Below are 20,711 nucleotides of genomic sequence, written 5' to 3' on the forward strand. Positions count from 1 at the left end.
CGGTCGGCGCCCATCCGCGTTAAGAGGGGCGGCAAACGCACCCTTCCTGACATCCGCCCGACATCTGGGGACTCCCGTGATCCAATCCGCGCTCGCAAGTTTTGCGAAAACCCTCTCCATCAGCTCCTCGCCCTCCTACCCGCTGACCCCCGCGCAGGCGAAGACCGATCTGCTCTCCGGCCTGACCGTCGCGCTGGCGCTCGTGCCGGAGGCGGTCGCCTTCGCCTTCGTCGCCGGGGTCAACCCGCTGGTCGGGCTTTACGCGGCCTTCCTCATGGGCCTCGTCACCGCCGTGTTCGGCGGACGGCCGGGGATGATCTCGGGGGCGACCGGGGCGATCGCCGTGGTGCTCGTGAGCCTCGTGGCCGATCACGGCGTCGAATACCTCTTTGCCACGGTGGTGCTGATGGGCGTGCTGCAACTGCTCGCAGGTGTCTTCCGCCTCGGCAAGTTCATCCGCCTCGTGCCGCATCCGGTGATGCTCGGCTTCGTCAACGGGCTGGCCATCGTCATCTTCCTCGCCCAGCTCACCCAGTTCAAGGTGCCGGGCACCGACAGCTACATGACCGGCCTGTCTCTGGCCATCATGCTGGGGCTCGTCGGGCTGACGATGGCGGTGATCCATTTCCTGCCGAAGCTGACGACGGTGCTGCCCGCGCCGCTCGCCGGGATTCTCGTGACCGCCGCCGTGGTGATCGCCTTCGGCATCGACGTGCCGCGCGTCGGCGACATGGCGACGATCAAGGGGGGGCTGCCGGAGTTCCACATTCCCGCCGTGCCGATGTTCGAAAGCCCCGAGCAATTCCTGACCGTGCTCGGCATCATCTTTCCCTATGCGCTCATCGCCGCCGCCGTGGGGCTGATCGAGAGCCTCCTCACGCTCAACCTCGTCGGCGAGATCAAGGGCGAGCGCGGCGGGGTCTCGCAGGAATGCCTCGCGCAGGGCGCCGCGAATGTCGTCACCGGATTCTTCGGCGGCATGGGCGGCTGCGCGATGATCGGGCAGTCGATGATCAACGTGAAATCCGGCGGGCGGACCCGCCTTGCGGGCATTGCCGCCGCGCTGTTCCTCCTGCTCTTCATCGTCGCGGCGAGCCCGCTCATCGAACAGATCCCGCTCGCCGCGCTCGTCGGCGTGATGTTCATGGTGGTGATCGGCACCTTCGCGTGGAATTCCTTCACCGTCATGCGCAAGGTGCCGCGGGTCGATGCCTTCGTGATCGTGCTCGTCACCGTGGTGACCGTGCTCGAGGATCTCGCCGTCGCGGTGGTCGTGGGCGTCATCGTCTCGGCGCTCGCCTATGCCTGGCAGAACGCGCGGCGCATCCATGCGAAGTCCTACGAAACCCCGGAGGGCGCAAAGGTCTATCAGGTGCAGGGGCCGCTCTTCTTCGGCTCGGCCGAGGGCTTCCTCGAACTCTTCGACCCGGCGCAGGATCCCGCGCTGGTGATCGTCGATTTCTCCGACAGCCGCGTGGCCGACCAGTCGGCGCTGAACGCGATCGAGAGCCTTGCCGCGAAATACGAGGCGGCGGGCAAGCGCATCCAGCTCCGGCACCTGTCGCGCGACTGCCACCGCCTGCTGAAGGCGGCGGGCCATCTGATGATCGACAGCGATGACGACCCCGATTACGAGATCGCCACGGACTACCAGGTCCGCACCGGCGTGCTCGGCGCCGGTCACTGAGGCGACAGGTTCGAAAATGACAGGAAGTTGGCGCCCCGGCGCCCCCCTGCCGTTTCCTTTGCTGCAAAAATACTCATGCCACGGCCGGGCCCCGGCGTGGTCAGTCGTCCGGTCGCGCCAGTTCGAAGATCTCCGTCACCTCGGTGTAGTCGCGATAGCCGAGGCGGGCGAGCATCCGCGCGTGCACCACGTCGAACCGGCCGTCGATCACGCAATCCGGGCGGATATGGATGCCCACCACCTCGCCGAAGACGACGTGGTTGTCCTTCCCCGCGAGCCGCAGGATCTGCGTCATGCGGCATTCGAGCGAGGCGGGCGCGTCCTCCACCCGCGAACAGGCGATTTCCCGGCAGGGCGCGCGCAGGGCGCCGGAATGGGTGAATTCGTCCTCCGCCCGGCCGAGTGTGGCGGAGGAGGCGTTCATCACCGCGATCTGGTTCGCTCCCACGAGGTTGACGCAGAAGACGCCGGTCTGTTCGATATTGGCAAGGCTGTCCTTCCGGCCCGTCGAGGCGAACATCACCTGCGGCGGGACATAGGCGACGGCGTTGAAGAAGGAATAGGGCGCGAGATTTTCGACCCCGCGGGCCGAGCGCGTCGAAATCCAGCCGATCGGCCGCGGCGACACGATTGCGTTGAAGGGGTTGTGCGGCAGACCGTGGCCGTCCTCCGGGCGGTAATACATTGCGCGCTCCTTTCCTTGACCTGTCTCAGGATTAGACCGTCCCGGCGTCGGGGGAAACCGCTTTTGCGGGCGCAGGACCGGCGGATGCCGGACCCGGCGCGCGGCATGGACGCCGCCCCGGACAAGTGATAGCAGGTGAGCGACCGGCGGGCGGACAGGGACAAGGGACGGGCGTGTATCGGCTGGAAGTGGAAAGCGAGGCGGACTGGTGGGAGGTCGAGGCCCTCTATGACACCTGTTTCGCGCCCGGACGCGAGCTTCTCTCCTCCTACCGCCTGCGCGACGGTGTGCCGAAGGTCGCCGATCTCTGCCTCGTCGCCCGCGACCAGGACGGCGTGCTCGCCGCCGCGATCCGCTACTGGCCGATCCGCGTCGGGGCGGGGGAACACCGCGCGCTCCTGCTCGGTCCCGTGGCGGTCCACCCGACGCGCCAGGGCGAGGGGCTCGGCGGAATGCTGATCAACGAGAGCATGGCGGAGGCGGTGAAGCTCGGCTGGGAGCGTGTGATGCTGGTGGGCGACGAGCCCTATTATTCGCGCTTCGGGTTCGAAAAGCTCGATCACGTCGAAATGCCGCCCCCCACCAACCCCGACCGGGTGCTCGGCGTCGCCCTGCGCCCCGGCGCCTGGGACGGTGTCGAAGGGCTTGTCCACAAGGACGTCTGACACCACATTACCGGGCATGACACCCAGACGACCGCCCGCGCTCACCGATGGAACCCATGCCGTGCTCCAGGCGCCCACGCCGGAGGCGGTGCGTGCGATCGCGCGGCGGCTGAAGCGGGCGAACAATCCCGGCATGCAGCTTCTGAACCTCGTCGGCGGAACGGCGGACGGGCTTTTCGGCCGGTTGCCCGCGCCGGTGCGCGGCCGGCTCGAGGGGGCGACGATGTCCGCGCTCGAGATGGCCTTCGACGGCGCGGCGCGCGGGCGGCGGGCTGTGAAGGGCGGGACATGGCTGTCGCGGGCGGTGACTTCCGGTCTCGGGGCCGCGGGCGGGGCGGGCGGGCTGCCGACGGCGCTCGCGGAACTGCCGGTGACGACGACGGTGCTCCTGCACGCGATCCAGGGCGTTGCGGAGGACTACGGCTTCGATCCCTCCCGCGACGACGTGCGCAAGGCCTGCATCCAGGTCTTTGCCGCCGCCGGCCCGCTCGAGAGCGACGACGGGGCCGATCTCGGCTTTCTCGCGGCGCGCACGACGCTGACCGGCGCGACCCTCCAGGGCATCATCGCGCGGGTCGCGCCGCGCCTTTCGGTCGTGCTGGGGCAGAAGCTCGCGACCCAGACCGTGCCGGTTTTGGGTGCGGTGGCGGGGGCGGCGACGAATTACGCCTTCACCGCCTATTATCAGGACATGGCGCATGTGAGCTTCGCGATGATGCGTCTCGCGGAGGACAGCGACCGCAGCTTCGACGAGCTCAAGGAAATGCTGCGCGCGGAGCTGGCGCGTTAGTCCCGGCGTTCCGGGGGCCGGATCCCGCTCACACGATGATCCCCGACCGGCCGAGATGGGCCGCGAGATCGGCGCGCACGGATTGCGCGCCCTGGGCGGCCGCGTCCTCGATCACCTTGCGCACCTCGTCGAGGTCGAGCCGCCGCAGCACGGATTTCACCGGGCCGATGGAGGCCGGGCGCATCGACAGGGTGCGCACGCCCATGGCGGCCAGCGCCACCGCCTCGAGTGGCCGCCCGGCATCCTCGCCGCAGAAGGAGATCGGTGTGCCGAAGGTTTCGCAGCGTTCCACGATCTGACGGATGAAGCTCAGGAACGAATAGTTGAGCGTGTCGTAGCGCCGCCGCACCCGCTCGTTCTCCCGATCCGCGGCAAAGAAGAACTGCTTGAGATCGTTGCCGCCGATGGAGAGGAAATCGGTTTCCTCGAAGAACCGGTCGGGCGCGAAGGCGAGCGACGGGGTTTCGAGCATCGCGCCGATTTCGACGCGGGAGGGCACCGTGTGGTGGAGCTTGCGCTCGTTCTCGAGCACGTCGTCGAAGATGGCGCGCGCCTCGCGGAACTCCTCGAACTGCGCGACGAAGGGAAACATGATCGTCAGCGGCCGCCCGGCGGCGGCGCGGATCAGCGCCTGGAGCTGCATCCGCATCACCCCGCGCTTGTCGAGGCCGACGCGGATCGCGCGCCAGCCCATCGCCGGGTTCGGTTCGTCCTGCGGCTTCATGTAGGGCAGAACCTTGTCCGAGCCGATGTCGAGCGTGCGGAAGACGACGCGCTTGCCGCGCGCCGCGTCCATCACGCGGGCATAGAGCGAGGCAAGCTCGCCCCGGCGCGGCACCTTGTTGCGGATGAGGAACTGGAGCTCGGTGCGAAACAGGCCGACGCCTTCGGCGCCCGAGCTCGTGAGCGAGGGCAGGTCGGCCATCAGCCCGGCATTCATGTGCAGTCCGATGCGCCGGCCGCAGAGCGTTTCGGCGGGCAGGTCCCTCAGCCCGGCATAGCGTTTCAGCGCCTCGGCCTGCATCGCGATCTTGTCGCGGAAGGCGGAGGCGACGGTCTCCTCCGGCCGCAGGTGCACGATGCCCTGGTCGCCGTCCACGAGGATCGCGTCGCCGTTCAGCGCCTCGGTCGTGATCCCCTCGGCATGGATGACGAGCGGGATCGCCCAGGCGCGCGCGACCACCGCGGCATGCGAGCCGACCGAGCCCTGTTCGAGGACGATGCCCTTGAGATCCTTGCCGTAGTCCAGAAGCTCCCCCGGACCGATGTTGCGCGCCACGAGGATGGGATTGTCCGGCATTTCCGCGCCGGTCTCCTTGCCCTGTCCGGTGAGGATGCGCAGGAGCCGGTTCGACAGGTCGTCGAGATCGTGGAGCCGTTCGCGCATGTAGGGATCGGGTACGGTGGCGAGGCGCGTGCGCGCGGTGGACTGTTCCTTTTCCACCGCTGCCTCGGCGGAGAGCCCGCGGTCGATGTCCTCCTCCATCCGGCGGCGCCAGCCGCGGGAATTGGCGAACATCCGGTAGGCTTCCAGAACCTCGTTCTGGTCCTTGTCGGCGGGCCCGACATTGGCAAGCATGTCGTCCACCGACAGGCGCAGCCGGTCGATCGCCTCGCCCAGCCGGGCCTTCTCGCTCTCGGGATCGTCAGCCACGGGATTGGTGACGACGACGCGGGGTTCGTGCAGGTAGACCCGGCCTTCGGCCACGCCCTCCTGCCCGGTTGCGCCGCGGAAGAGCACCTGATTCTGATGCAGGGCGCGCATTCCGCTCTCTTCGGAGACGAAGGCGCCGAGTTCGGTCATCTCCGCGAGCACCATCGCCACGACCTCGAGCGCATAGACCTCGTCGTCGGTATAGGCGCGGGCCTGTTTCGACTGGACCACCAGCACGCCGAGGATTTCCCCGAGGCGCTGGATCGGCAGGCCGAGGAAGCTCGAATAGATCTCCTCCCCCGTCTCCGGCATGTAGCGAAAGCCGCGTTCGGAGGGGGCGTCGGCGGTATTGACCATCCGCCGGGTGCGCGCGACGCGGCCCACGAGGCCCTCGCCGATGCGCATGCGGGTCTTGTGCACGGCCTCCGCCTTGAGGCCCTCGGTCGCGCAAAGCTCGAGCGTCTCGGAATCGCGGAAGAGGTAGATCGAGCACACCTGGGTGTGCATGCTGTCGGCGATGAGATGGGTGATGCGGTCCAGCCGCGCCTGACTGGCGCTGTCTTCGGCCAGTGTATCCCTGAGCCGTCCAAGCAGCTTGCGCGACTCGCTCTCCAGATTATGAGGCATGGATCCTGCCGTCCCTTTCGCGCCCGTTCGCGGGCGTCGCTTCTTTAGACCATAGATGTGGGGCTTCGCCAGAGAAAATCAACTTGCGGGGAGGGCGCAGGCAAAGTCTTGCGTGTAAAAAGTGCAGAAATATCCGTAGTTTGATGCTGCATGTGCAAAAACAGCATGCCGCAGGCGCAGCCTCGGCAGCCGCGCTGCGGGACGGGGCGCCACGGCCGGAAAAAGGCGCCTGCGCCATGCGCGGCGGTCCGTCGTGCCGGTGGCGGAAACCGGGCGATCACCCCGCGGGCCCGATCCGGTGTCGCCGGGGCGGCGCAGGGCGTTGCGGATTGGGCAGGCGCGGGGCAGGGAGGCGCCCCGGCGCCGGAGTGGCGCGACCGGGGCGGCGGGGACGAAGGGCTCAGGCCTTCTCGAGTTCGAAGGCGTCGTGCAGCGCCTGGACCGCGAGTTCGGCATACCGGCGGTCGATGAGCACGGAGATCTTGATCTCGGAGGTGGCGATGACCTTGATGTTGATGCCCTCGTCGGAGAGCACCCGGAACATCTTGGCCGCGACGCCGGATTGCGACCGCATGCCGATGCCGACGAGGGAGATCTTCGCCACCGTCTCGTCCGAGATCAGCTCCTCGAACCTGAGATCGCCGCGTTCCCTGGCGGAATTGAGCGCGGCCTCGGCGCGTTTCACCTGGTCGACCGGACAGGAGAAGGTCATGTCGGTCGCCCCGGCATCGGAGATGTTCTGCACGATCATGTCGACATTCACGCCCGAATCCGCGAGCGGACCGAAGATGGCGGCGGCGATGCCGGGACGGTCCTCGACGGAGACGAGGGTCATCTTGGCTTCTTCGCGGGAGGCGGCGATACCGGAGACGGGTTTGTTTTCCATGATTTCCTCCTCGGCACAGATGAGCGTGCCGGCATTGGGGTCATATTCCTCGAAAGACGACAGCACGCGCAGCTTCACCTTGTAGCGCATGGCGAGCTCGACGGAGCGGGTCTGGAGCACCTTCGCGCCGAGCGAGGCGAGTTCGAGCATCTCCTCGAAGGAGATCTTCTCCATCTTGCGCGCCTTGCTCTCGACCCGCGGATCGGTGGTATAGACCCCGTCCACGTCGGTATAGATGTCGCAGCGTTCGGCATCGAAGGCGGCGGCGAAGGCCACGGCGGTCGTGTCGGAGCCGCCACGGCCGAGCGTGGTGATGCGGCCCTCGGGCGAGACGCCCTGGAAACCGGCGACGACGGCGACCTTCATGCCCTCGGCGAACTTGGCGAGGATGTTCTCGTCGGGGATCTCCTCGATCCGCGCGGCGCCATGGGCCGAGTTGGTCCTGAGCGGCACCTGCCAGCCTTGCCAGCTCCGTGCGGGGATGTCCATTTCCTGAAGCGTCAGCGCCATGAGCCCGGCGGTCACGTTCTCGCCCGAGGAGACGACCGCATCATATTCGCGCGCGTCGTACATGGGGGAGGTCTCCCCGACATAGCCCACGAGCCGGTTGGTCTCGCCCGCCATGGCGGAGACGATCACGATCACGTCGTAACCGTTGGCGACCTCGCGTCCCACGCGCTTTGCGGCGCGGCGGATGCGGTCGAGCGTGGCGACGGAGGTGCCGCCGAATTTCATCACGAGAATTGGCATGAGCCGCCCTCTTCCCCTCTGCGATTGGTCACGGTTTCCTAAGTGTCCGGTGCAGAAAGCGCAAGAGCGTGCTGGCGGGCGACCTGTCGAATTTTGCCCGCCAAAACCCGCCTCAGAACGGGTGCGCGCGCCCGTCCCATGTCTCGAAACAGCCGGTGGTCGCGAGGGACAGGGCCTGGACGCGATCCGAGAGGCCCCGCGCGGCCTCCCCGGCGGTGATCTCCGCGCTCGCGCCGCCCATGTCCGTCTTCACCCAGCCGGGGTGATAGATGCCGACCGCGATGCCCTCCGGCCGCAGGTCGGTGGCGAGGTTGCGCCCGAGATTGAGCGCGGCGGCCTTCGAGGCGCGGTAGATATAGGAGCCGCCCGGCGCGCGGGTGTGCGAGGCCATCTGCGAGGAGATGATCGCGATCTTGCCCCCGGCGGCGCGCAGGGCGGGGAGCAGGGCCTGGACCGTGAGAAAGACGCCGGTGACGTTGACCGCGAACTCCTGCGCCCACATCGCCGCCGGATAGCCGGTCTCGAGGCTTTGCCCCTTGTCGAGATAGAGCCCGGCATTGCAGACGAGAAGGTCGAGGGCGCGCGCGCCGCGGGTGTCGGCGAGCCGTTGCGGCGCGGCGGGGTCGGTCAGGTCGAGCGCGTGGAGCCCCTCCGCCCCGGCGGTGGAGGTGCCTTCCACCGCGTATCCGCGTTCCGTCAGCTCGCGTTTCAGCGCTGCGCCGATGCCGCGCGAGGCGCCGGTGATCAGGGCGTCGGGCATGTCAGTTCATCTTTCGCCGCGGTGTGAAGGGGAGGGGCAGGACGGGAACGCCGTCCTCGATCAGCTTGCGCGCCTCGTCGGGTTTCGTCTCGCCGTAGATCGCGCGCGGCGGGGCCGCGCCCTCGTGCATCCGGCGCGCCTCGGCGGCGAATTCGAGGCCGACGTAATCCGAATTGGCCTCCACCTCCGCCCGGAGCTTCGCGATGGCCTGTTCGATCTGTTCGGGAGTGGGGGCGGTCTGCGCCGGCACGGGCGGCGGCGGTCCGGCGGGCGCTTCCTCCCGCGCGGTGCACACCTGCGGCGCCATCATCGCCTTTCCCACCCGCGTCTCGCCGCAGTCCGGGCAGCCGACGAGCCCGCGCGCCGTCTGCGCCTCGTAATCCTCGGCGGAGCGGAACCAGCTTTCGAAGCGGTGGTCATTGGCGCATTTGAGCGTGTAGCGGATCATGGCGGCCGGTCGGTGGTTGTGTCAGGGGGTGCGCGGGACACGCGGAATGCCGCGCATCCCACAGACATAGGGACGGGACGGAAGTTTTGCAATCGCGTGCCGGGGCCGGCCTAGCGCAGCGCCTCAAGTCCGGGAACCTCCGCGAGCACGCTCCAGAAAGCCTCCTGCTGCACCGCGCTGTCGCGCAGCGCGGCGAGGGCGGCGCGCCCTGCCTCGGCCATGGTCCGGGCCTCCTCCGGCCGGGTGACCAGCACGTCCAGGGCCGCGGCGAGATCGTCGAGGCCATGGACCGGGCGCGCGCCGCCCGCGGCATCGAGGGCGCGATAGGCGGCCTGGTGGTTGGCGACATGCGGCCCGTGAAGGACCGCCGCGCCGAACTGCACGGGTTCGAACGGCGTATGCCCGCCGCGTGCGACGAGCGAGCCGCCGACGAAGCAGATCCCCGCCAGCCGATACCAGAGCGGCATCTCGCCCAGCGTGTCCGCGAGGTAGACCGGCGCGCGCTCCGGCGCCTCGCCGCGCCCGCGGCGGGCGAAGGCGAGGCCGGAGCGGCGCAGCTCCTCCGCCACGGCCTCGGCGCGGGCCGGATGGCGCGGGGCGAGGATCAGCCGCGCCTGCGGATCGGATTTCAGCACCCTGTCGAAGGCCTCGAGCACGATCCGCTCCTCGCCGGCATGGGTCGAGGCCGCGAGAATCGTCCTGTCGCGGAGGAAGACGCCGGAGAGCCCGCGCGCCTCCGCCTCTCCGGCGCCGGTCCCGTTGCCGATTTCCACCGTGCTCTTGAGGTTCATCCGTGGCAGGAGCGCGCGGGCGGGCAGGCCGAGTTGCAGCAGCCGCTGTTCGGAGGCGGTGTCCTGCGCGGCGAGGCGGGTGATCGCGGCGACGGTCTGTCGCGTCGTCGCGCCGAGGACCGGCATCATGCGCAGCCAGCGCCGCGCCGTGCGCTCCGACATCCGCGCGCCCGCGACCACGACGGGAATGCCGCGCCGGGCGAGGAGCGCGAAGCGGTTGGGCCAGATCTCGTTCTCGATGGAGACGAGCGCGGCGGGGGTGGTCGCGTCGAGGAAGCGGTCGAGCACCGGACGCAGGTCGAGCGGTGCGAGGCGCACGGAGACCCGCGGCAGGCCCCAGCCGCGCACCATCCGGCGCGCCGACACGGTGTTCGCGGTGACGAGGATCTCGAGCGATGGCGCGCGGGCGAGCGCCTCCTCGATGAGGGCGCGCGCGGCGGTGAGTTCGCCGTTGGAGGCGCCATGCACCCACAGAAGCGGCCCCGCGCCCGAGGGTCGCGTGACGAGCCCGGCGCCCAGCCGTTCGCCGAGATCCGGGAGCCGCTCGCGTCCGCGCAGGATCTGGCGGAGGAAGACGAGGGCGAAGACCGGCGAAAGGGCGGTCAGGAGAAGGCGGTAGAGCAGCACGGAACCTCGCAAGCGGCGCTGTCGGGTGTCTTCGGGACTTACGCGGGCCGCGGGGGGCTTGGCAAGGGCCGGGCAAGCGACCGGAATTTACGTTAGAATTGATCTAAGTCATACTCTGTTAACCTTTGGGCAGCTAATGTCGAAGCCGACGCGCGAAACGTCTGCTCTGAATCTGCTCTGAATGAGGGAGAAAACAATGAAATTTGGTCCTAGCCAGTTTGTTCTGACGGGGGCGGTCTTGCTTGCCGCAGGCGGCGCGATGGCCCAGGAACTTCGCGAGGACGCCCTGGACATTTTCCGTCCACTGCCGTCGACCGTGCCTGCGGTTGCGGACAACCCGATCACTCCGGAGAAGATTGATCTGGGCAAGGCGTTGTTCTTCGATCCGCGCCTGTCGGCGTCCGGCGTGTTCTCGTGTTATTCGTGCCACAACCTCACCACCGGCGGGGACGACAACATGGAGACCTCGGTCGGCCACGGCTGGCAGAAGGGTCCGCGCAACTCGCCGACCGTGCTGAACGCCGTGCTCAACGCCGCGCAGTTCTGGGACGGCCGCGCCACCGACCTGAAGGATCAGGCGAAAGGCCCGGTCCAGGCCGGTGTGGAGATGGCCAATACGCCCGACAACGTGGTGGCGACCCTGTCCTCCATGGGGCAGTATGTCGAATGGTTCACCGATGCCTTCCCGGAGGACGCGGACCCGGTCAGCTTCGACAACATGGCGAAGGCGATCGAGGCCTTCGAGGCGACGCTGCTGACGCCTGCGCCCTTCGACGCATGGCTCAACGGCAACGATGCGGCGCTCGACGAGACCGAGCTCGCGGGGCTCCAGCTCTTCATGGACAAGGGCTGCATCGCCTGCCACAACGGCGTCAACGTCGGCGGCCATGACTACTATCCCTTCGGCCTGATCGAGAAACCGGGCGCGGATGTCCTGCCCGAAGGCGACAAGGGCCGCTTCGCGGTGACCGACACGGTCGATGACGAATACGTCTTCCGCGCCGCGCCGCTGCGCAACGTCGCCGTGACGGCGCCCTATTTCCACTCCGGCAAGGTCTGGGATCTCAAGACGGCGGTGCAGATCATGGCCGAAAGCCAGCTCGGCGAAGCCGTGACCGACGAAGAAGCCGATCAGATCGTCGCCTTCCTCGGCGCGCTGACGGGCGAGATGCCGCAGGTCATCACCCCGGTGCTGCCGGCGGAAAGCGGAACCACGCCGCGTCCGACGCAGGACATCATCATCGAATGAACTGCCGGCTCGGGTAATCACGGATCGCCGCCGCGCGCGGCGACCTTCCGGCCCCTTCCTCCCACCGGAGGGAGGGGCTATCTCGTGTCGTGGGGCTGCGACATGCGCGCACGGGCGCGTTCGAGGAAGGCCTGAAGGAGTTTCGACCCGATGCGGTCCACGATCTCCGAGAGGTGATCCTCCCCGTCGTCCTCATACTGGATACATTCGTCGATCAGCCTGTCGATCAGCGCGCTTTCCTTCTCGCTCAGCGCGGGAAAGGTCTCGACCGTACCTCCGCCGGGCAGGCACAGACGGTTTGCGGGCGCGGGAAGCGTGGACGCCTGTATGAGCGACAGGCCGAGCCTCCGTGGCGATCCCTCGATCGTCAGGCGACGCAGGCGCGCGGGTTTCTTCTCTCGGTCTGGCGGGGTCGGTGGCATGGATCGGGCTTTGCAGGGCTGGCTCCACGGCGGTCCGGGCAGCGCTTCGGGTATCAGCCTAGCAGATAGAGTGTGCAAGGACAGAAACCAAGCCCTCACCCGCTGGCGTTTCGGGCAGGAGCGGCTTTGCGGCGGTGGTGCCGGGCAATGCCGGTTTCTTGGGCGGTGGACGCCCGGCACGCGCGTCGGGGCGACGTTGCGCGCCTCGAGCTGGAGGGCGGAGACCGGCAAGATCGGCGGCGCCGTGGCGGGTGTCCGTGCCGCAGGCCGCGCGCGCCGCACCCGTCGCGGAAACCGGCCATCGGGAACGAAGACCTCGGACCGGGTTGAGCGGAGGATGTCGGGACCGGAGACCGCGCATGGACCGCGCACCGAGGACCGCGCGGGTCCGACCCCGACGCGACGGCACGCGGGCCGCACCCGTCGCGGGGAAGGCCGGTCGCGGCCCGCATCTCCACAGGGAGCGCGCCATGGCGACGGCTCCCCCGTCAGGCGCGTGAGCGGATCCCGCGGACGCCCATCGGAGCGGGCGGGGCGCGGGCCGGAGGCGAGAGGGCCGCCCGACGCCTTCACCCGCGGGACAGGATGTTCCGACAGGCCGTCTCGTCGCCGCCGCAGCAATCCTCGAGCAGGAATGTCACCAGATCGTTCACGGTCTCCAGATCGGGCGCGTAGAGCACTTCTCTCTGCTGGCGTTGCGCCGTCACGAGCCCCGCGCGTTTCAGGATGGACAGATGGCCCGAGACCGTCGAAGGCTTCAGATCCAGCAGGCGCCCCACCTCCATCGCCGGCGTCCCGCCGGGGCCGCGCCGCACCAGCAGGCGGAAAATGGCGAGCCGTGTGCCGTGGGCGAGGGCGCCGAAGGCGTCGATGGCGAGGTCCTGTTTCATGTTTCGAGAATATCCGAAGGTCACGAATCTTGACAAGGCCGCCAGCCGGACGCTATTCCGAATTCAATTCGTGAATCCACGTAATGACGAATTCATGCGGGGCACATGTTCCCGGAGCGAGGCCAGATGACCCCCGTCCCCGACACCATCTCCGATCCGGCGCCGATGGGGCGCTTCGAGCGTCTGCTCACGCTCTGGGTGGCCCTCGCCATGCTCGCGGGGCTTCTCGGCGGGGCCTGGCTGCCGGGCCTCGTGCAGGGAATCGCCGGTGCCGAGATCGCGTCGATCAACCTCGTGGTGGCGGTGCTGATCTGGGCGATGGTCTATCCGATGATGGTCAGCGTCGATTTCGGTGCCGTGATCGGCGTGGCGCGGCAGCCGAAGGGGCTGCTCGTGACGCTGGCGGTGAACTGGCTGGTGAAGCCCTTCACCATGGCCCTGCTGGCGGTGCTGTTCTTCGACCATGTCTTCGCGGCCTGGATCGCGCCCGAGGACGCTGCGCAATATGTCGCGGGTCTCATCCTCCTGGGGGCGGCGCCCTGCACGGCGATGGTCTTCGTCTGGTCGCAGCTCACGCGCGGCGATGCCGCCTATACGCTGGTGCAGGTGTCGGTGAACGACCTGATCATGATCATAGCCTTCGCGCCGATCGTGGCGCTGCTGCTCGGCGTGACGGAGATCGCGGTCCCCTGGGACACGCTCGTTCTGGCGACCGTGCTCTATGTCGTCCTGCCGCTTCTGGCGGGCCTGCTGACCCGGCGGCTGCTTGGCTCGGCCGGGGCGATCGACGCCTTCACCGCCCGCGTCAAGCCGCTCTCGATGATCGCGCTGGTCGCGACCGTGGCCATCCTGTTCGGGTTGCAGGGGGAGGTGATCCTCGCCCGCCCGACCGTCATCGCGCTCATCGCCGTGCCGATCCTGATCCAGAGCTACGGCATCTTCGCGCTGGCCTATGGCGCGGCCTGGCTGCTGAAGGTGCCGCACCGGATCGCCGCCCCCTGCGCCCTGATCGGGACGTCGAACTTCTTTGAGCTGGCGGTGGCGGTCGCCATCAGCCTGTTCGGCCTGAATTCGGGCGCGGCGCTCGCCACCGTGGTCGGCGTGCTGGTGGAAGTGCCGGTCATGCTGTCGCTGGTGGCCCTTGCCAACCGGACCCGATCCCGCTTTGCGGAGGAGAGGGCATGATCGTCCTCCATCACAATCCCGACTGCGGCACGTCGCGCAACGTGCTCGACATCATTCGAAGATCCGGGACGGAGCCGGTGGTGATCGACTATCTGAAGGAGGGCTGGACCCGTCCGCAACTGCTGGCGCTCTTCGCCGCCGCCGATCTCACCCCGCAGGGCGCCCTGCGCCGGACGGGCTCCCCCGCCGCGGAGCTGGGACTGCTCGGGGAAGATGTCTCCGACGAGGCGATCCTCGCGGCGATGCTGACCCATCCGATCCTCGTGAACCGTCCGATCGTGGCGAGTCCCAGAGGCGTGCGGCTCTGTCGCCCGTCCGAGCGTGTCCTGGACCTGCTCGAGCGGCTGCCCACCGGCCCGCTCTTCAAGGAGGACGGCGAGATGATCCTGAACGCGAAGGGCGAGCGCCCCGGAGGAGACGGTTCCGACTGACCGCCGCGCGGGGCCCCACCGCGACGGGGTGATGCGACCGGCGCAGGCCGGATCGCGGCTGTCCCGAGGTCTCCCCTTTAAGAAAAACGGCGTTCGGAAGGGGAAACGGCATTCGGAGGGGACTGGATCGCGGAGAGGACGGTCAGGGGCAAGACCCGGCAGCGCCGCCTATCGGGCGCGGTGACGCAAATGCTTGAAAAATTTGGAGGCGAGTACCGGAATCGAACCGGTGTACACGGATTTGCAATCCGCTGCGTCACCACTCCGCCAACTCGCCGAAATGGTGAGCCGGTGTCTATACCATGGCGGAACTCTGTGCAAGACGCGTTTTCCGGCCTTGCGGCGGCGCATGACATGTTGCTCCTCAAACGGGGTTGTGGCAAAACGGCCCGTGAATGACAATGAACGGAAGAGTTCAGCCCATGCCCGATTTCGCCCAGCTCCGCACCACCATGGTCGACACGCAGGTGCGTCCCTCCGATGTCACCAAATTCCCGATCATCGAGGCGATGCTGACCGTCCCGCGCGAGAATTTCGTGCCGCCGGCGAAGCGGGACGGGGCCTATGTGGGCGAGCATATCGATCTGGGAGCGCGCCGGGTGGTGCTCGATCCGCGGGTCTTCTCCAAGATGCTCGACACGCTCGACATCCGCAGCGACGAGCTCGTGCTCGACTTGGGCTGCGGGCTCGGCTATTCCGCCGCCGTGATTGCGCGCATGGCGCAGGCCGTCGTCGCGGTCGAGGAGGACGAGGCGATGGCCGCGGAGGCCGTCACCGCGCTGGCCGAGAACGGATCGGACACGGTGATCGTGGAGACCGGCCCGATCGCGGAGGGCGCGCCGCAGCACGGACCCTATGACGTCGTCCTCATCGAGGGCGGGATCGAGGAGCTTCCCGAGGCGATTGAGGCACAGATCAAGGAAAAAGGACGCATCTGTGCGATTTTCCTCAATGGCGCCCTTGGAGTTGTGCGTATCGGATATAAAATCGACGGTGTAATCAGCTGGCGCATGGTGTTCAATGCCACCGCGCCGGTTCTTCCGGGATTTGAAAAACGCGCGGCCTTCGCGCTGTGAGGCAGAACGTGTGAGTGGCCGGGCCGGCCCCGGCGTTCGAAAGACAAAAGGGGCAGGAAAGCCAATGAGCATCAAGACAAGATTCAGGAAAGCGCTTCTCGCCGGTGCCGCCGCGGCGGCGCTCGCCGCGGCACCGCTCGCGGCAATGGCGGAGACGCTCGCGGACGCGATGGCCTCCGCCTACAGGACCTCGGGGCTTCTCGAACAGAACCGCGCGACGCTGCGCGCCACTGACGAGGGCGTGGCACAGGCGCTCGCGGCGATGCGCCCCTCCTTCAGCTACAACCTGGAAGGCGGGAAATCCTTCGTCGGCAACAGCGTCTACGAGGACTGGTCGAGCACGCTCTCCTTCGTCGCCTCGATGGAGCTGTTCACCTTCGGGCGCAACAGGCTGAACATCGATCTCCAGAAGGAAGTGGTGCTCGCCACCCGCGCGAGCCTCGTCAATGTCGAGCAGCAGGTGCTCGCCACGGCGGTCTCCGCCTATATGGATGTCCGCGAGGCGCAGGCGCTCGTCAACCTGCGCGACAGCGCGGTGCGGCTCAACGAGGAGAACCTCGGCGCCGCGCGCGACCGCTTCGACGTGGGCGAAATCACCCGCACCGAGGTTTCCGCCTACGAGGCGCAGCTCGCCTCCGTGCGGGCCAACCTCGCGGCGGCGCGCGGCGATCTCTCCGCTGCGCGGGAACGCTACCGGGTCGCGATCGGGCATTATCCCACCGACCTGTCGAGCCCTCCGGCCATCGCCCTGCCTGCGCGCTCGCTCGAGGACGCGGTGCAGACCGCGCATCAGCGTCACCCGGCGATCATCGCGCTCCAGCATCAGGCGGCGGCCCAGGATCTCGCGGTGGAAATCGCAGAACGCAACATGCTCCCGACGCTCGAAGGTTCCCTGCGCCACGGTTACGATCCGGAGGATTTCGACTTCGACGACAGCACGACCTCGCTCTCCGTCGGCCTCTCCGGCCCGATCTACCAGGGCGGGACGATTGCCTCGGTCGTGCGCGAAACCATCGCCAATCGCGACGCCTCGCGCGCGGAACTGCTCCAGACCTCGCGCGAGGTGGAGCAGGCGGTGCGCACGAACTGGGCGCTCCTGACGGTCTATGCCGCGTCGGAGGAGGCGTCCGACGCCTATGTCCGCGCGCAGCGGATCGCCTATGAGGGTGTGCGCGAGGAGGCGGATCTCGGCGCCTCGACCACGCTCGACGTGCTCGACGCGGAACAGGACCTGCTCGATGCGCAGGTCTCCGCGATCCAGGCGCGGATCGCGCGCGAGACCCAGATCTATGCGGTGCTCCAGTCGCTCGGTCTGCTGACCGTTGAACAGCTCAACCTGAACGTGCCGGTCTACGACCCCTCCGCCTATTACAATGCGGTGAAGAATGCGCCCCTGCGCCGGGTCAGCCCGCAGGGCGAGAAACTCGACCGCGTGCTCGAGGGCCTCTTGCGCGGCGAATGAGACAGCGCCCCTGTCCCGGCCCACCGGTCCGGGACAGGGGCATCTCTCCGTCCGAATCGACAACCTGTTGTGTGTGAGCCCGAAGCTGGCTACCATCAGGGGAGTGTGTGAGGGAGTCGGGATGTCTGATCCGATGACGAATATGGACGCCGAGGACGTGCTGGCCTCGATCCGCCGGCTGGTGGCGGAGACGCATGCCGCGCCCGCCCGTCCGCCCGAACGCTCCGCCGCGCGGGACAGGCCGTCGGCGCTCGTGCTCACCCCCGCCTTCCGCGTCGCAGATCCCGAACCGGCGCGCGCGGCGGAAACCGACCCGTCCGAAGCCGGTCACCGACCGGCGGAGGGGCAGGATCTTTCCCCCGCCGATCCCGAATCCGACGTCCCGGACACATCCGGACCGCTCGTCCTTTCGCTCGACCAGGCCGTGCGCCTGCCCGACAGGGAGGAGGCGCCGCAGCCTTCCGCCGCCGCCGGGCCGGAACCGGTGGCCCCCGCCGCGCCGCAGCCCGCCACGGAGGAGGACTGGGCGGCGAAGCTCGACGACACGCCCGCGCCCGATGCCGCGCTGCATGCCGCCCGCCTCACGCTCGAACAGCGTATCGCCGAGCTCGAGGCGGCCGTCGGCGCACAGCCCCACGACTGGGAGCCGGACGGGTCCGAGGATCTCGAGGCCGAAATCCCGCGCGAGATGCCGCGCGCCTTCACCGAGGCCGGCGCCCGCGTGCTCCGCTTCCGCGCCCTGCAGGAGGATCCGCTCTCCATGCCCTTTCCCAAAGAGCCTTTCGACGACATCGCCGATGCCGAGGTGATCGAGGAGGGGGTGGCCTCCGCCGGTCCCGCCGCCGCCGATCTGCCGCCGTTTCGGGAGGAGGGGCCGCAGGACCCCGCCGCGGCGGAGGCGGTCGCCCCCGATCCCGATCCGAGCCTCGAGGAGGAACTGGCGCTCGCCGGCTATGCCGAGGACGACATGATGGACGAAGAGGCGCTGCGCGAACTCGTGGCGCAGGTGATCCGGGAGGAGCTCCAGGGCGACCTCGGCCGCCGCATCACCCGCAACCTCCGGCGCCTCGTGCGCCGGGAGGTGCAGCGCGCGCTCACCCTGCGGGAATTCGAATAGTCAGACCTCCGCGGCGAGGCCGAGGAGCGTCTCGAGATCGAGATGCGCCTCGACATGATCCGCAAGCGCCTCGAGCGCGGCATCGACCCCGTCCTCGAAGGCGGTGACGCCATGGGCTAATCCGAATTGCCCCAGCCAGGCGGCGCGGAAGGTGTCCGAGGCGAAGAGCCCGTGCAGGTAACAGCCCCTCACGCGCCCGTCGGCACTCCCGGCGCCCTCCGGCCGTCCCTCGACCGTCAGCCAGGCGCGGGCGCAATCCGGCCCCTCGGTGCGCCCGATATGGATCTCATAGGCCGTCACCGCTGTCCCGGAGGCGCGATCGGTCGCCTCCACCTCGGCCAGCCGCTTGTCGCCCTGCATCACCGTGGTGACGTCGAGCAGGCCGAGCCCCGCGTGCCGGCCGGCATGGCCCTCGATGCCGTCGGGGTCGTCGATCCAGCGCCCGAGCATCTGGTAGCCGCCGCAGATGCCCAGGACATGCCCGCCGCGCCGGACATGGGCCATCAGGTCGATGTCCCAGCCCTGCGCGCGCAGGAAGGCGAGATCTCCGATCGTGGACTTGCTGCCGGGCAGGAGCACGAGATCGGCGTCGCCGGGCAGGGCGCGGCCCGGCTCCACGATCTCCACCCGCACCTCCGGCTCCGCGGCGAGCGGATCGAGATCGTCGAAATTGGCGATGCGCGAGAGCTTCGGCACCGCGATCCGGATCGCCCCCGTGCCGCGCGAGGAGATGTCGAGCACGTCTTCCGCCGGCAGCCTGTGCGCCTGGTCGAACCAGGGCAGGGTGCCGAGATCGGTCCAGCCGGTGCGCTCCGCGATGGCCTGCGCCCCCGCCGCGAACAGGCCGATGTCGCCGCGGAACTTGTTGACCGCGAAGGCCCGGATCCGGTCGCGGTCCGGTGGCGGCAGCACGGCATGCGTGCCCACGATCTGCGCGATCACGCCGCCGCGGTCGATGTCGCCCACCAGCACGACCGGCAGGCCCGCCGCCTCGGCAAAGCCCATGTTGGCGATGTCGCCCGCGCGCAGGTTGATCTCTGCCGGGCTTCCTGCGCCTTCGACCACCACCAGATCGGCCGCCGCAGAAAGCCGGTGGAAACTCTCGAGAACCTTCGGCAGCAGGCGCGCCTTCGCCTGTCCGTAATCGCGCGCCCTCAGCGTCCCGGCCCGCCGGCCCTGGACGATCACCTGCGCGCCGGCGTCGCTTTCGGGCTTCAGCAGCACCGGGTTCATGTCGCTGTGGGGGCGCAGCCCGCTCGCGCGCGCCTGAAGCGCCTGCGCGCGTCCGATCTCTCCCCCGTCCTCCGTCACGGCGGCGTTGTTGGACATGTTCTGCGGCTTGAACGGCGCGACCCTCAGCCCGCGCCGGGCGAAGGCGCGCAGGAGGCCGGCGACGAGCATGGACTTGCCCACATTGGAGCCCGTCCCCTGGATCATGATCGCCCTTGCCACGCCAATCGCCTCCCTGCTGTCCGGGACATGAGTATTTGAGCAGCAAAGGAGAAGGAAGCGGTTTCCTTTGCTGCGGAAATACTCAGTCTTCGCCGGGGCCGCGGCGCCGGATGTCGGTGTAGGGCGTGCCGTCGAGATGGTGGTAGAATGCCTCGCTCGAGGTCTCCGCCATCAGGTCGCGGCCGGGATAGAACACCCGCTCGCCGGGATCGCGCGTGCCGATCTCGAGCAGGACCACGTCCTCCTCGGTCTCGTTGCGCAGGCAATGGCCGGTCTCCTCGCCCGCCGGAAAGCCGGCGCAGTCGCCGGGGGAGAGGCTTTCCGTGCTGTCGCCGACGACCAGTGTCGGATGGCCGGAGACGACATAGACGAACTCGTCCTCGCGCATGTGCCAGTGCGGCAGGGCGGAGCTGGTTCCGGGCGGCAGGGTGGTCAGGTTCACGCCGAACTGGGTCAGTCCGGCCTGGTTCCCGAGCGCGCGCTTGACGCGGGCGCGGGTGTCTTCGTGGAGCGGCGGGGGATAGAGCGTGCCGACTTTCGGCACGATGGCGGCGATGTCGATCTTTCCGGTCATGGCAAGGCTCCTTTCCCCCGAGTATGCCACAAAACCGGCGCCGCAAAAGAAAAGACGCGCCAGCGGTCAGCGGGGCGCGTCTTTCTCGACAACCGGTGCGGGCGGGACCTAGGCGGCCTCGGCCGCCTCCTGCGCATGGCGGCGTTCGCTTTCCTCGCGCGACAGCGCGACGGAAGTGCGGATGCCCTTGGAAACGAATTCCATCAGTCCGGAGACGACCCGTTCGCACGGATCGATCCCGGCGCAGGACAGAACCTCGCGCCCGTCACGGGAGCGGGCCCAGCGTGCGATTTGTTCGGGTCCGTTGCCGTATTTCTTGTCATCGGCGATCGCATCGTCGAGCGCGGCGAGAACGACAGCCGCAAAAAGTTTGCGGGCGCGTTGGCCTTGCTCGTAGTTGAATGCGGTACCGTCCACGAATTCAGCCATGATTTATCCTTGTTTTCTTGCTCTTGTCTTCCTGGCGTGCGGGCCCTTATGACA

The 20,711-nt window shown here is 68.4% G+C and carries 20 protein-coding genes and 1 tRNA gene; 9 read left to right on the forward strand and 12 right to left on the reverse strand.

The genetic code is table 11. From position 1 onward, the window contains the following. Nucleotides 1-118: 118 nt before the first annotated feature. A complete protein-coding gene (locus P73_RS06295) occupies nucleotides 119-1,687 on the forward strand; it encodes a SulP family inorganic anion transporter (RefSeq protein ID WP_420836133.1) in 1,569 nt (522 codons plus the stop codon). 100 nt (nucleotides 1,688-1,787) lie between these two features. Here P73_RS06295 and P73_RS06300 read toward each other — a convergent pair whose 3' ends face one another. Further along, nucleotides 1,788-2,372, reverse strand: a complete 585-nt coding sequence (locus P73_RS06300; RefSeq protein WP_043868935.1) for a flavin reductase family protein — start codon at nucleotides 2,370-2,372, stop codon at nucleotides 1,788-1,790. Nucleotides 2,373-2,545: 173 nt separating this feature from the next. Between P73_RS06300 and P73_RS06305 the strand changes: the two genes are divergently transcribed. Further along, nucleotides 2,546-3,037, forward strand: coding sequence for a GNAT family N-acetyltransferase (locus P73_RS06305; protein WP_043868936.1), 492 nt, complete (start codon nucleotides 2,546-2,548; stop codon nucleotides 3,035-3,037). 16 nt (nucleotides 3,038-3,053) lie between these two features. Next, complete coding sequence (locus P73_RS06310) at nucleotides 3,054-3,827, forward strand: EcsC family protein (RefSeq protein WP_082033133.1); 774 nt, start codon at nucleotides 3,054-3,056, stop codon at nucleotides 3,825-3,827. Nucleotides 3,828-3,855: 28 nt separating this feature from the next. Here the strand turns inward: P73_RS06310 and ptsP are convergent, their stop codons facing one another. From ptsP to P73_RS06335, 5 genes are all read right to left on the reverse strand, one after another. Next, a complete protein-coding gene (gene ptsP / locus P73_RS06315; RefSeq protein WP_043868937.1) occupies nucleotides 3,856-6,108 on the reverse strand; it encodes a phosphoenolpyruvate--protein phosphotransferase in 2,253 nt (750 codons plus the stop codon). 400 nt (nucleotides 6,109-6,508) lie between these two features. Then, entirely contained in the window at nucleotides 6,509-7,744 is a 1,236-nt protein-coding gene (locus tag P73_RS06320; RefSeq protein WP_043868938.1) for an aspartate kinase, read from the reverse strand. Between the two features lie 112 nt (nucleotides 7,745-7,856). Then, a complete protein-coding gene (locus P73_RS06325; RefSeq protein ID WP_043868939.1) occupies nucleotides 7,857-8,504 on the reverse strand; it encodes an SDR family NAD(P)-dependent oxidoreductase in 648 nt (215 codons plus the stop codon). A 1-nt stretch (nucleotide 8,505) separates the two neighbouring features. After that, nucleotides 8,506-8,952 carry a DUF1178 family protein gene (locus tag P73_RS06330; RefSeq protein WP_043868940.1) on the reverse strand — a complete coding sequence of 149 codons (447 nt, stop codon included), beginning with the start codon at nucleotides 8,950-8,952 and terminating at the stop codon, nucleotides 8,506-8,508. A 110-nt stretch (nucleotides 8,953-9,062) separates the two neighbouring features. Continuing rightward, nucleotides 9,063-10,370 (reverse strand): 3-deoxy-D-manno-octulosonic acid transferase, encoded by a 1,308-nt coding sequence (locus P73_RS06335; protein ID WP_052453070.1) that lies wholly within the window; start codon nucleotides 10,368-10,370, stop codon nucleotides 9,063-9,065. 196 nt (nucleotides 10,371-10,566) lie between these two features. On the opposite strand from P73_RS06335, the gene P73_RS06340 reads away from it, so the two are divergent. Next, on the forward strand, nucleotides 10,567-11,619 hold the full coding sequence (locus P73_RS06340) for a cytochrome-c peroxidase (RefSeq protein ID WP_043868941.1): 1,053 nt from the start codon (nucleotides 10,567-10,569) through the stop codon (nucleotides 11,617-11,619). Between the two features lie 77 nt (nucleotides 11,620-11,696). Here the strand turns inward: P73_RS06340 and P73_RS06345 are convergent, their stop codons facing one another. Together P73_RS06345 and P73_RS06350 are read right to left on the reverse strand one after the other, a co-directional pair. Further along, a complete protein-coding gene (locus P73_RS06345) occupies nucleotides 11,697-12,041 on the reverse strand; it encodes a hypothetical protein (RefSeq protein ID WP_043868942.1) in 345 nt (114 codons plus the stop codon). Nucleotides 12,042-12,610: 569 nt separating this feature from the next. Continuing rightward, nucleotides 12,611-12,931: an ArsR/SmtB family transcription factor gene (locus tag P73_RS06350; RefSeq protein WP_043868943.1), complete on the reverse strand. Its 321-nt coding sequence runs from the start codon at nucleotides 12,929-12,931 to the stop codon at nucleotides 12,611-12,613. 165 nt (nucleotides 12,932-13,096) lie between these two features. Here P73_RS06350 and arsB point away from each other — a divergent pair, with 165 nt between their 5' ends. Both arsB and P73_RS06360 read left to right on the forward strand, forming a co-directional pair. Beyond that, nucleotides 13,097-14,116 (forward strand): ACR3 family arsenite efflux transporter, encoded by a 1,020-nt coding sequence (gene arsB, locus P73_RS06355; RefSeq protein ID WP_420836134.1) that lies wholly within the window; start codon nucleotides 13,097-13,099, stop codon nucleotides 14,114-14,116. Next, nucleotides 14,113-14,547, forward strand: a complete 435-nt coding sequence (locus P73_RS06360; RefSeq protein ID WP_043868944.1) for an arsenate reductase family protein — start codon at nucleotides 14,113-14,115, stop codon at nucleotides 14,545-14,547. The genes arsB and P73_RS06360 overlap by 4 nt, the downstream gene beginning before the upstream one ends. A gap of 203 nt (nucleotides 14,548-14,750) precedes the next feature. Here the strand turns inward: P73_RS06360 and P73_RS06365 are convergent. Then, nucleotides 14,751-14,824: transfer RNA gene (locus P73_RS06365), tRNA-Cys, on the reverse strand. 145 nt (nucleotides 14,825-14,969) lie between these two features. On the opposite strand from P73_RS06365, the gene P73_RS06370 reads away from it, so the two are divergent. The 3 genes from P73_RS06370 to P73_RS24285 all read left to right on the forward strand — a co-directional run bounded on the left by P73_RS06370 (nucleotide 14,970) and on the right by P73_RS24285 (nucleotide 18,202). Further along, nucleotides 14,970-15,623 (forward strand): protein-L-isoaspartate O-methyltransferase family protein, encoded by a 654-nt coding sequence (locus P73_RS06370; protein ID WP_043868945.1) that lies wholly within the window; start codon nucleotides 14,970-14,972, stop codon nucleotides 15,621-15,623. A 64-nt stretch (nucleotides 15,624-15,687) separates the two neighbouring features. Beyond that, nucleotides 15,688-17,085 (forward strand): TolC family outer membrane protein, encoded by a 1,398-nt coding sequence (locus tag P73_RS06375; RefSeq protein WP_043868946.1) that lies wholly within the window; start codon nucleotides 15,688-15,690, stop codon nucleotides 17,083-17,085. Between the two features lie 121 nt (nucleotides 17,086-17,206). Beyond that, nucleotides 17,207-18,202, forward strand: a complete 996-nt coding sequence (locus tag P73_RS24285; RefSeq protein ID WP_052453071.1) for a hypothetical protein — start codon at nucleotides 17,207-17,209, stop codon at nucleotides 18,200-18,202. Here the strand turns inward: P73_RS24285 and P73_RS06385 are convergent, their stop codons facing one another. From P73_RS06385 to P73_RS06395, 3 genes are all read right to left on the reverse strand, one after another. Then, nucleotides 18,203-19,654, reverse strand: coding sequence for a cobyric acid synthase (locus P73_RS06385; RefSeq protein ID WP_043868947.1), 1,452 nt, complete (start codon nucleotides 19,652-19,654; stop codon nucleotides 18,203-18,205). Between the two features lie 82 nt (nucleotides 19,655-19,736). Beyond that, complete coding sequence (locus tag P73_RS06390) at nucleotides 19,737-20,228, reverse strand: cupin domain-containing protein (protein ID WP_043868948.1); 492 nt, start codon at nucleotides 20,226-20,228, stop codon at nucleotides 19,737-19,739. A 108-nt stretch (nucleotides 20,229-20,336) separates the two neighbouring features. Further along, nucleotides 20,337-20,657, reverse strand: a complete 321-nt coding sequence (locus tag P73_RS06395; protein ID WP_043868949.1) for a DUF6280 family protein — start codon at nucleotides 20,655-20,657, stop codon at nucleotides 20,337-20,339. Nucleotides 20,658-20,711 lie beyond the last annotated feature (54 nt).

This window comes from Celeribacter indicus, assembly GCF_000819565.1.
Classification (GTDB): domain Bacteria; phylum Pseudomonadota; class Alphaproteobacteria; order Rhodobacterales; family Rhodobacteraceae; genus Celeribacter; species Celeribacter indicus.

What these genes read in the sequence shown, in the direction of transcription:
- P73_RS06300 (WP_043868935.1), bottom strand. Translation starts at nt 2,372, where the DNA reads ATGTATTACCGCCCGGAGGACGGCCACGGTCTGCCGCACAACCCCTTC.
- P73_RS06310 (WP_082033133.1), top strand. Translation starts at nt 3,054, where the DNA reads ATGACACCCAGACGACCGCCCGCGCTCACCGATGGAACCCATGCCGTG.
- ptsP (WP_043868937.1), bottom strand. Translation starts at nt 6,108, where the DNA reads ATGCCTCATAATCTGGAGAGCGAGTCGCGCAAGCTGCTTGGACGGCTC.
- P73_RS06320 (WP_043868938.1), bottom strand. Translation starts at nt 7,744, where the DNA reads ATGCCAATTCTCGTGATGAAATTCGGCGGCACCTCCGTCGCCACGCTC.
- P73_RS06325 (WP_043868939.1), bottom strand. Translation starts at nt 8,504, where the DNA reads ATGCCCGACGCCCTGATCACCGGCGCCTCGCGCGGCATCGGCGCAGCG.
- P73_RS06330 (WP_043868940.1), bottom strand. Translation starts at nt 8,952, where the DNA reads ATGATCCGCTACACGCTCAAATGCGCCAATGACCACCGCTTCGAAAGC.
- P73_RS06340 (WP_043868941.1), top strand. Translation starts at nt 10,567, where the DNA reads ATGAAATTTGGTCCTAGCCAGTTTGTTCTGACGGGGGCGGTCTTGCTT.
- P73_RS06345 (WP_043868942.1), bottom strand. Translation starts at nt 12,041, where the DNA reads ATGCCACCGACCCCGCCAGACCGAGAGAAGAAACCCGCGCGCCTGCGT.
- P73_RS06350 (WP_043868943.1), bottom strand. Translation starts at nt 12,931, where the DNA reads ATGAAACAGGACCTCGCCATCGACGCCTTCGGCGCCCTCGCCCACGGC.
- arsB (WP_420836134.1), top strand. Translation starts at nt 13,097, where the DNA reads ATGGGGCGCTTCGAGCGTCTGCTCACGCTCTGGGTGGCCCTCGCCATG.
- P73_RS06360 (WP_043868944.1), top strand. Translation starts at nt 14,113, where the DNA reads ATGATCGTCCTCCATCACAATCCCGACTGCGGCACGTCGCGCAACGTG.
- P73_RS06370 (WP_043868945.1), top strand. Translation starts at nt 14,970, where the DNA reads ATGCCCGATTTCGCCCAGCTCCGCACCACCATGGTCGACACGCAGGTG.
- P73_RS06375 (WP_043868946.1), top strand. Translation starts at nt 15,688, where the DNA reads ATGAGCATCAAGACAAGATTCAGGAAAGCGCTTCTCGCCGGTGCCGCC.
- P73_RS24285 (WP_052453071.1), top strand. Translation starts at nt 17,207, where the DNA reads ATGTCTGATCCGATGACGAATATGGACGCCGAGGACGTGCTGGCCTCG.
- P73_RS06390 (WP_043868948.1), bottom strand. Translation starts at nt 20,228, where the DNA reads ATGACCGGAAAGATCGACATCGCCGCCATCGTGCCGAAAGTCGGCACG.
- P73_RS06395 (WP_043868949.1), bottom strand. Translation starts at nt 20,657, where the DNA reads ATGGCTGAATTCGTGGACGGTACCGCATTCAACTACGAGCAAGGCCAA.